This is a genomic window from Streptomyces lonarensis, from assembly GCF_012033735.1.
In the GTDB taxonomy this organism is placed as follows: Bacteria; Actinomycetota; Actinomycetes; order Streptomycetales; family Streptomycetaceae; genus Streptomyces; species Streptomyces lonarensis.
The window spans coordinates 1-6,812 of record NZ_JAAVJD010000262.1 but is presented as its reverse complement, the minus strand read 5'-3'; the positions used below and the strand labels follow the sequence as shown (position 1 = coordinate 6,812).

At 74.1% G+C, this 6,812-nt stretch carries 8 protein-coding genes; 4 read left to right on the top strand and 4 right to left on the bottom strand.

Annotated elements, in window-relative coordinates; genetic code table 11:
* On the bottom strand, positions 1 to 613 hold a 613-nt coding region (locus HCN56_RS22250; RefSeq protein ID WP_312871369.1), incomplete at its 3' end, for a uridine kinase family protein.
* Between the two features lie 123 nt (positions 614 to 736).
* Between HCN56_RS22250 and HCN56_RS22245 the strand changes: the two genes are divergently transcribed.
* A complete protein-coding gene (locus HCN56_RS22245) occupies positions 737 to 1,108 on the top strand; it encodes a hypothetical protein (RefSeq protein WP_167973928.1) in 372 nt (123 codons plus the stop codon).
* Between the two features lie 116 nt (positions 1,109 to 1,224).
* Here the strand turns inward: HCN56_RS22245 and HCN56_RS22240 are convergent, their stop codons facing one another.
* From HCN56_RS22240 to deoC, 3 genes are read right to left on the bottom strand one after another with little or no spacing between them, the layout of a single operon-like run.
* On the bottom strand, positions 1,225 to 2,121 hold the full coding sequence (locus tag HCN56_RS22240; protein WP_167973926.1) for an aldehyde dehydrogenase family protein: 897 nt from the start codon (positions 2,119 to 2,121) through the stop codon (positions 1,225 to 1,227).
* A complete protein-coding gene (locus HCN56_RS22235) occupies positions 2,111 to 3,589 on the bottom strand; it encodes an aldehyde dehydrogenase family protein (RefSeq protein ID WP_167973924.1) in 1,479 nt (492 codons plus the stop codon). The genes HCN56_RS22240 and HCN56_RS22235 overlap by 11 nt, the downstream gene beginning before the upstream one ends.
* 7 nt (positions 3,590 to 3,596) lie before the next feature.
* Positions 3,597 to 4,562 carry a deoxyribose-phosphate aldolase gene (deoC, locus tag HCN56_RS22230; RefSeq protein ID WP_245246885.1) on the bottom strand — a complete coding sequence of 322 codons (966 nt, stop codon included), beginning with the start codon at positions 4,560 to 4,562 and terminating at the stop codon, positions 3,597 to 3,599.
* A 134-nt stretch (positions 4,563 to 4,696) separates the two neighbouring features.
* Here deoC and HCN56_RS22225 point away from each other — a divergent pair, with 134 nt between their 5' ends.
* The 3 genes from HCN56_RS22225 to HCN56_RS22215 all read left to right on the top strand — a co-directional run bounded on the left by HCN56_RS22225 (position 4,697) and on the right by HCN56_RS22215 (position 6,756).
* Positions 4,697 to 5,323 carry a PH domain-containing protein gene (locus HCN56_RS22225; protein WP_167973920.1) on the top strand — a complete coding sequence of 209 codons (627 nt, stop codon included), beginning with the start codon at positions 4,697 to 4,699 and terminating at the stop codon, positions 5,321 to 5,323.
* Positions 5,324 to 5,467: 144 nt separating this feature from the next.
* Positions 5,468 to 5,908, top strand: coding sequence for a helix-turn-helix domain-containing protein (locus HCN56_RS22220; RefSeq protein WP_167973918.1), 441 nt, complete (start codon positions 5,468 to 5,470; stop codon positions 5,906 to 5,908).
* Entirely contained in the window at positions 5,905 to 6,756 is an 852-nt protein-coding gene (locus tag HCN56_RS22215; protein WP_167973916.1) for an alpha/beta fold hydrolase, read from the top strand. Before HCN56_RS22220 ends, HCN56_RS22215 begins: the two co-directional genes overlap by 4 nt.
* Positions 6,757 to 6,812 lie beyond the last annotated feature (56 nt).

Genomic DNA, 6,812 nt, shown 5'->3' with positions numbered 1-6,812 from the left:
GCGCGGTGCGGTCCGCGGCGGCCAGGTCCCCGATGCGCCGCAGCGCCGCCCGCTGGTCGCAGCAGTGCGCGCCGAGCGCCGCGTTGTGCGCCACGATGGACCGTTCGGCGCGCAGCAGCGCCCATCCCCGCCGCAGCAGGAACGGCAGCGGCTTGCGGCTCTCGCGCACGTCCCGTGCCAGCCGGCGGCGGAAGTGCGTCGTCGGCCGGTCGGCCAGGCAGATCGAGTCGGCGAGCAGCCCCAGTTCGGCGCAGGCCGCGCCGATCTCGGCCGCGAAGATGCCCTCGGCCACGACCAGCGGTGCGCCGTCGAGCGTGAGCGGGTGGCTCCCGGTGCGGGCGCTGCGGGCGATGGAGTACTCGGGCAGCTCAGCGGTCCCGCGTTCGCACAACTCGCGCAGCGCCAGCACGGCGCGGTCGCCGTTCCACGACGCGGGCGAGTCCCAGTCGGTGCCGGCGCCCGAGGGGAGCGCGGGCAGCGAGGGGTCGTCGCCGTCCTTGTAGAAGTCGTCCAGCCGGACGACGGGCAGGCCGGTGCGGGCCGCGAGCCGGGACTTGCCCGAGCCGGAGGGGCCGGTCAGCAGGATCACGCGGGCGGGAGCGCTGGAGGTCACGGGCACCCATTGTCCCGTATCAACCGAACGGGTGAAGCCACCCGGGGGGAGCGTCGCGGTATCCGCACATTCGGCTACCCTGCGAGACGGCCTTTTCACCCGATGCGTCCGGCAGGTGCCCACATGCCCTCTCCCGCCCGTCATGCCCGTCACGCCCGCCATGCGCGGCCCAAGGCGATGGGCGCGCGACGCCTGGCGGTCGCGCTCGGTGTCGCCGGCAGCGCCGCCGTCGCCTCGGCCGGGACCGCCCAGGCCGCGCCGCAGCTCCTGGGCGGCGTCGACCCGGTGGAGACGGTGGAGTACGTGGTCGCCCCCGTCGCGGACGTGAAGCTCTACCCGATGGCCGACACCGGGGTCGACCCGCTGAGCAACACGGTGCGGACCCAGGTCGCGGACTTCCAGCCGGTGGGGACGGACCTCGTCACGGGCCCGCTCGCCGGCGGGGCCTCGCTCTCCGAGGTCGCCGGAGCGCTCGGCGGGCTGCTCGGCCGCTGAGCACCCGGCGGTCGCGCCCGAGAGGCGACGGCGCCCCACCCCGGGTCCTCGACCCGGGGCGGGGCGCCGTCGTGCGTCCGGGCGCCGTCTCGGTACGGCGCCTCAGTGCGGCGACTTCAGTACGACGACCCCGCGGCGCCGAGGCCGCCGGTGGGGTGCCAGACCGTCTTGGTCTCCAGGAAGGCCAGCATCCGGCCGGTGCCCGGCGCCGCCGACCAGTCGGCCGTCGGGGCGGGGCGCAGCACGCGCTTGAGGTTGTCGGCCGCGGCCACCTCCAGCTCGGTGGCCAGGCCGGTGTCCCCGGCCGTACCGGCCAGGTCGACGGCGTTGACGTCCTGGTGGGCGGCGAGCGGGGCACCCAGCTCGGCGGCGGAGCCGGAGAGCACGTTGACGACGCCGCCCGGCACGTCCGAGGTGGCGAGCACCTCCGCCAGGGAGAGCGCGGGCAGCGGGGCGGACTCGTCCGCCACCACCACGGCGGTGTTGCCGGTGACGATCACCGGTGCCACCACGGAGACCAGCCCGAGCAGCGAGGAGCCGGCCGGGGCGATCACCGCGACGACGCCGGTCGGTTCGGGCGTGGAGAGGTTGAAGTACGGCCCGGCCACGGGGTTGGCCCCGCCCACGACCTGCGCGACCTTGTCCGACCAGCCCGCGTACCAGACCCAGCGGTCGACCGCGGCGTCCACCTGGGCGGCGGCCTTGGCGCGGGAGAGCCCCTCCGCCGCCGCCACCTCGGCGGTGAACTGGTCGCGCCGGCCCTCCAGCATCTCCGCGACGCGGTAGAGCACCTGGCCGCGGTTGTAGGCCGTCGCGCCGGACCAGCCGCCGAAGGCCTTGCGGGCGGCGACCACCGCGTCACGGGCGTCCTTGCGGGACGACCGCGGCGCGTTGGCGAGCCAGTTGCCCTTGCTGTCGGTCACCTCGTACACCCGTCCGCTCTCGGAACGCGGGAACTTGCCACCCACGTAGAGCTTGTACGTCTTCAGCACGTTCAGCCGGTCAGTGCTCAAGGTAGGCCTCCAGCCCGTGACGGCCGCCCTCGCGGCCGAAGCCCGACTCCCGGTACCCGCCGAAGGGCGAGGTCGGATCGAACTTGTTGAACGTGTTGGCCCAGACGACCCCCGCGCGCAGCCGCTGGGAGACGGCGAGGATGCGGGAGCCCTTCTCCGTCCACACCCCCGCGGAGAGCCCGTAGGGCGTGTTGTTGGCTTTGGCCACCGCCTCCTCGGGGGTGCGGAAGGTCAGGACCGACAGGACCGGGCCGAAGATCTCCTCCCGCGCCACCCGGTGCGCCTGGCTGACCCCGAGGAACAGCGTCGGGGCGAACCAGTAGCCCTGCGAGGGCAGGTCGCACGGCGCCGTCCAGCGCTGCGCGCCCTCCGCCTCGCCGGAGTCGGCGAGTTCGGTGATGCGCGCCAGCTGCTCCGCCGAGTTGATGGCACCGACGTCGGTGTTCTTGTCGAGCGGGTCACCGACGCGGAGGGTGCGCAGCCGCCGCTGCAACGCCGTCAGCAGCTCGTCGTGGACGGACTCCTGCACCAGCAGCCGGGAACCGGCGCAGCACACCTGGCCCTGGTTGAAGAAGACGCCGTTGACGATGCCCTCGACGGCCTGGTCCAGGGGGGCGTCGTCGAAGACGATGTTGGCGCCCTTGCCGCCGAGCTCCAGGGTCAGCCGCTTGCCGGTCCCCGCGACCGTGCGGGCGATCTCCTTGCCCACGGCGGTCGAGCCGGTGAACGCGACCTTGTCCACGCCGCCGTGGCCCACCAGCGCGGCTCCCGTCGCGCCGTCGCCGGTGAGGATGTTGACCACGCCGCGCGGGAGCCCGGCCTGGCGGCAGATGTCGGCGAAGAACAGCGCGGAGAGCGGCGTGGTCTCCGCGGGCTTGAGCACCACGGTGTTGCCGCAGGCCAGCGCCGGAGCGACCTTCCAGGCCAGCATCAGCAGCGGGAAGTTCCACGGGATGACCTGCGCCGCCACGCCCACCGGGCGCGGCGCGGGCCCGAAGCCGGCGTGCTCCAGCTTGTCGGCCCAGCCCGCGTAGTAGAAGAAGTGCGCGGCGACGAGCGGGAGGTCCGCGTCGCGGCTCTCCTTGATCGGCTTGCCGTTGTCGAGGGTCTCCAGCACGGCCAGCTCACGCGAGCGCTCCTGGATGATCCGCGCGATGCGGAAGAGGTACTTGGCGCGCTCGGCGCCGGGCAGCGCCGACCAGCCGGTGAAGGCGGTGCGGGCGGCGCGCACCGCGGCGTCCACGTCGGCCTCGCCCGCGTGGGCGACCTCCGACAGCTTCTCCTCGGTGGCGGGGGAGAGCGTGGTCATCACGCCGCCGTCCGCCGCCTCGCGGAACTCGCCGTCGACGAACAGGCCGTAGGAGGGCGCGATGTCGACGACGGCGCGGGACTCGGGCGCCGGCGCGTAGCTGAACAGCCCGGCGGGGGCGGCGGGGGAGCCGCTGGGGTGGGTGGCGTCGTTGGTCATGGCAGGGTCAGTCCACCGTCACGTAGTCGGGGCCGGAGTAGCGTCCGGAGGAGAGCTTCTGGCGCTGCATCAGCAGGTCGTTCAGCAGGCCGGAGGCGCCGAACCGGAACCAGTGCGGGCTCAGCCAGTCGTCGCCCAGGGTCTCGTTCACCATCACCAGGTACTTCACGGCGTCCTTGGTGGTGCGGATGCCGCCGGCGGGCTTGACCCCGACCTGGTGCCCGGTGGCGTCGCGGAAGTCGCGGACCGCCTCCAGCATCACCAGGGTGTTGGACGGGGTGGCGTTGACGGCGACCTTGCCGGTGGAGGTCTTGATGAAGTCCGCCCCCGCGAGCATCGCCAGCCAGGAGGCGCGCCGCACGTTGTCGTAGGTGGCCAGCTCGCCGTTCTCGAAGATCACCTTCAGCCGGGCGGCGCCGCCGCTGACGCGGGCGCAGTTCTCCCGGACGGCGGCGATCTCCTCGAAGACCTTCAGGTACCGGCCGGAGAGGAACGCCCCCCGGTCGATCACCATGTCGATCTCGTCGGCGCCGGCGGCGACGGCGGCCCGCACGTCGGCCAGCTTGACCTCCAGCGGTGCGCGGCCGGCGGGGAAGGCCGTCGCGACCGAGGCGACCAGCACACCCGACCCGGCGAGCGCCTCGCGGGCCACCGGGACCATGTCCGGGTAGACGCAGACGGCGGCGGGGCTGGGTGCGGTGCGGTCGGAGGGGTCCGGGTTGCGTCCCTTGGCGCACAGCGAGCGAACCTTCCCGGCGGTGTCGGCGCCCTCCAGGGTGGTCAGGTCGATCATGGAGATCGCCAGGTCGATCGCGTACGCCTTGGCCGTGGTCTTGATCGAGCGGGTGCCGAGCGCGGCGGCCCGCGCGTCGAGCCCCACCGCGTCGACCCCGGGCAGCCCGTGCAGGAAGCGGCGCAACGCCGCGTCGGAGGCGGTCACGTCCGCCAGAGCGGGAGCAGCAGAGGGTGGCATGGTCACCAGGGGAGCATATCTACGCGCGTAGCCGACTGTCATCCCCTCCCCGGGCACCGACCGGGCGCCGCGCGGCGCGCCCCGCGGCAGGACCGGCAGGCCGACGCCCCGGGGCGTCGGGCACAATCGTGCGCATGACCAGTGAGCCGGACAGCTACTCCGACCGCGTCTACCGATCGAGCGGCGCGATCGTGGGAGGGGCGCTGCTCCTCGCCCTCATCGCCTGGCTCGGCGGGGACGCGCTGGTGCGCGGCTCGGGGCGGTCGCCCTTCATCGCGCTGGCGGTGGTGTGCATGGTGGCCCCGCTGATCGTCGCCTTCTCGCTGCGGCCCGCGGTCTTCGCCAACCGGGCGGGCGTCCGCATCCGCAACCCGTTCCGCACCGTCGTGGTGCCGTGGTCCCGCGTGGAGACCGTGCGGGCCGGCTACTCCTGTGAGCTGGTCGCCGAGGGCGTGAAGTACCAGCTGTGGTCGATCCCCGTCTCGCTGCGGGCGCGCTCCCGCGCCAACCGGCACAACCAGCGGCTCGCCGCAGGTGAGCAGCCGAAGGGCGCCTTCGGTATCGGCACCGCCAACACCACCGACACCGGGCCGCGTTCGGCGCCGTCCGACGCCGCCGTCAGTGAGCTGAAGGAGATGGCGCAGCAGAACCGGGAGCGCGCGGAGTCCGAGGGGCCGGTGACGGTCACCTGGGCCTACGAACTGATCGCCCCGGCCGCGCTCGGTGCCGTCGCCGTCCTGGTCCTCTGGCTCTCTGCCTGATCCTTTCCGCCGCCGCTTTCCCGCCGCCGCGCGCCGTCACCGCGTGCGGCGGCTGCGTGCTGTCGGCGACCAGGTCGCATCGCACCCTGTTTTCCGCAAACTACCCCGTTGCGCTCCGACGGTAGGTGCGTTTAAAGTAGTCGGGTGAGTGAGCGTCTGTTCTCGGTCCAGGCGGTGGCCGACCACCTCGGCCTGCACGTCCGCACCGTGCGGAACTACGTCCGCGACGGCCGGCTCCCGGCGGTCCGGATCGGCAAGCAGTACCGCGTCACCCAGGGCGACCTGGAGCGGTTCACCGGGCGACCCGTTCCGGAGATCGATCCGGAGTCCGACGCCGCTGAGGCGCACCGCGCGCACGCCGACGTCTCCAGCATCGTCGAACTCGACGGTGTGGACCGGGAGCTGGCCGACCGGCTCTCGACCCTGCTCACCGCCGCGGCCCGCAGCCGGCTGCCCGGCGAGGAGCGGGTGCGGGTCGAGACCGTGCACGACCCGGCCCGCGGCCGGATGAAGGTCATCGTGGTGGGCGGGCTCGCCGACACCGCGCGCATGCTGGAGTACATCGAGGGGGTAGTGGGGTCATGAACGAGATCTACCGCACGGAGGCGGGCGGCGAGGAGGTCCGCCGCCGGTACCGCTCGGCGCTGGACGCCTGGCCGGTCCCGTCGGAACGGCTCACCGTCCCCACGAGCCTGGGCGACACCTTCGTCCTGGCGGCGGGCCCCGAGGAGGCGCCGCCGGTGGTCCTGCTGCACGGCGCCTGCTCCAACGCGCTGACCTGGCAGGGCGCGGCTCCGGCGTGGAACCGGCAGCTGCGGACGTACGCCGTCGACCTCCCGGGCGAGCCGGGGCTGAGCACTCCCGCCCGCCCGGCGCTGGACTCCGACGCCCCCGCGCGCTGGCTCACCGAGGTCCTCGACGGCCTCGGCCTGGACACCCCCGCGCTGGTCGGCGCCTCGCTCGGCGGCTGGACCGCCCTGGACTTCGCGATCCGCCACCCCGACCGGGTCTCCCGGCTCGCGCTGCTCGCGCCCGGCGGAGTGGGACCCGCCCGGTTCGCCTGGCTGCTGCGCTGGGCGATGCTGCGGCCGTTCGGCGAGTGGGGGAGGCGCCGCTCCGCGGCGGACGTCGCCGGGCTGGACCCGGTCCACGACCGCGAGGTGCTCGACGAACTCTCCTTCGTGATGTCGGAGTTCAAGCCCCGTACGGAGAAGCTGCCCATCTTCGCGGACGAGCTGCTGACGCGGCTGGAGATGCCGAGCCTGGTGCTCTGCGGCGCGCGCGACGCGATGTTCGACTCGCTGGAGACCGCGCGCCGGTTCCGCAAGCGGGTGCCCCGCGCCGAGGTCGTCGTGCTGCCGCACGCCGGGCACGCCGTCCTCGACCAGGCCGACGCCGTGCGCCGCTTCCTGACCGGCCCGGTCCGCGTCTGACCTCCGGCCGGGGGCGGGCGGCGGTCCGGCGCCGTCCCGGCGGACCGGCGCCCGCG

What these genes read in the sequence shown, in the direction of transcription:
- deoC (WP_245246885.1), bottom strand. Translation starts at nt 4,562, where the DNA reads ATGCCACCCTCTGCTGCTCCCGCTCTGGCGGACGTGACCGCCTCCGAC.
- HCN56_RS22215 (WP_167973916.1), top strand. Translation starts at nt 5,905, where the DNA reads ATGAACGAGATCTACCGCACGGAGGCGGGCGGCGAGGAGGTCCGCCGC.
- HCN56_RS22235 (WP_167973924.1), bottom strand. Translation starts at nt 3,589, where the DNA reads ATGACCAACGACGCCACCCACCCCAGCGGCTCCCCCGCCGCCCCCGCC.
- HCN56_RS22225 (WP_167973920.1), top strand. Translation starts at nt 4,697, where the DNA reads ATGACCAGTGAGCCGGACAGCTACTCCGACCGCGTCTACCGATCGAGC.
- HCN56_RS22245 (WP_167973928.1), top strand. Translation starts at nt 737, where the DNA reads ATGCCCTCTCCCGCCCGTCATGCCCGTCACGCCCGCCATGCGCGGCCC.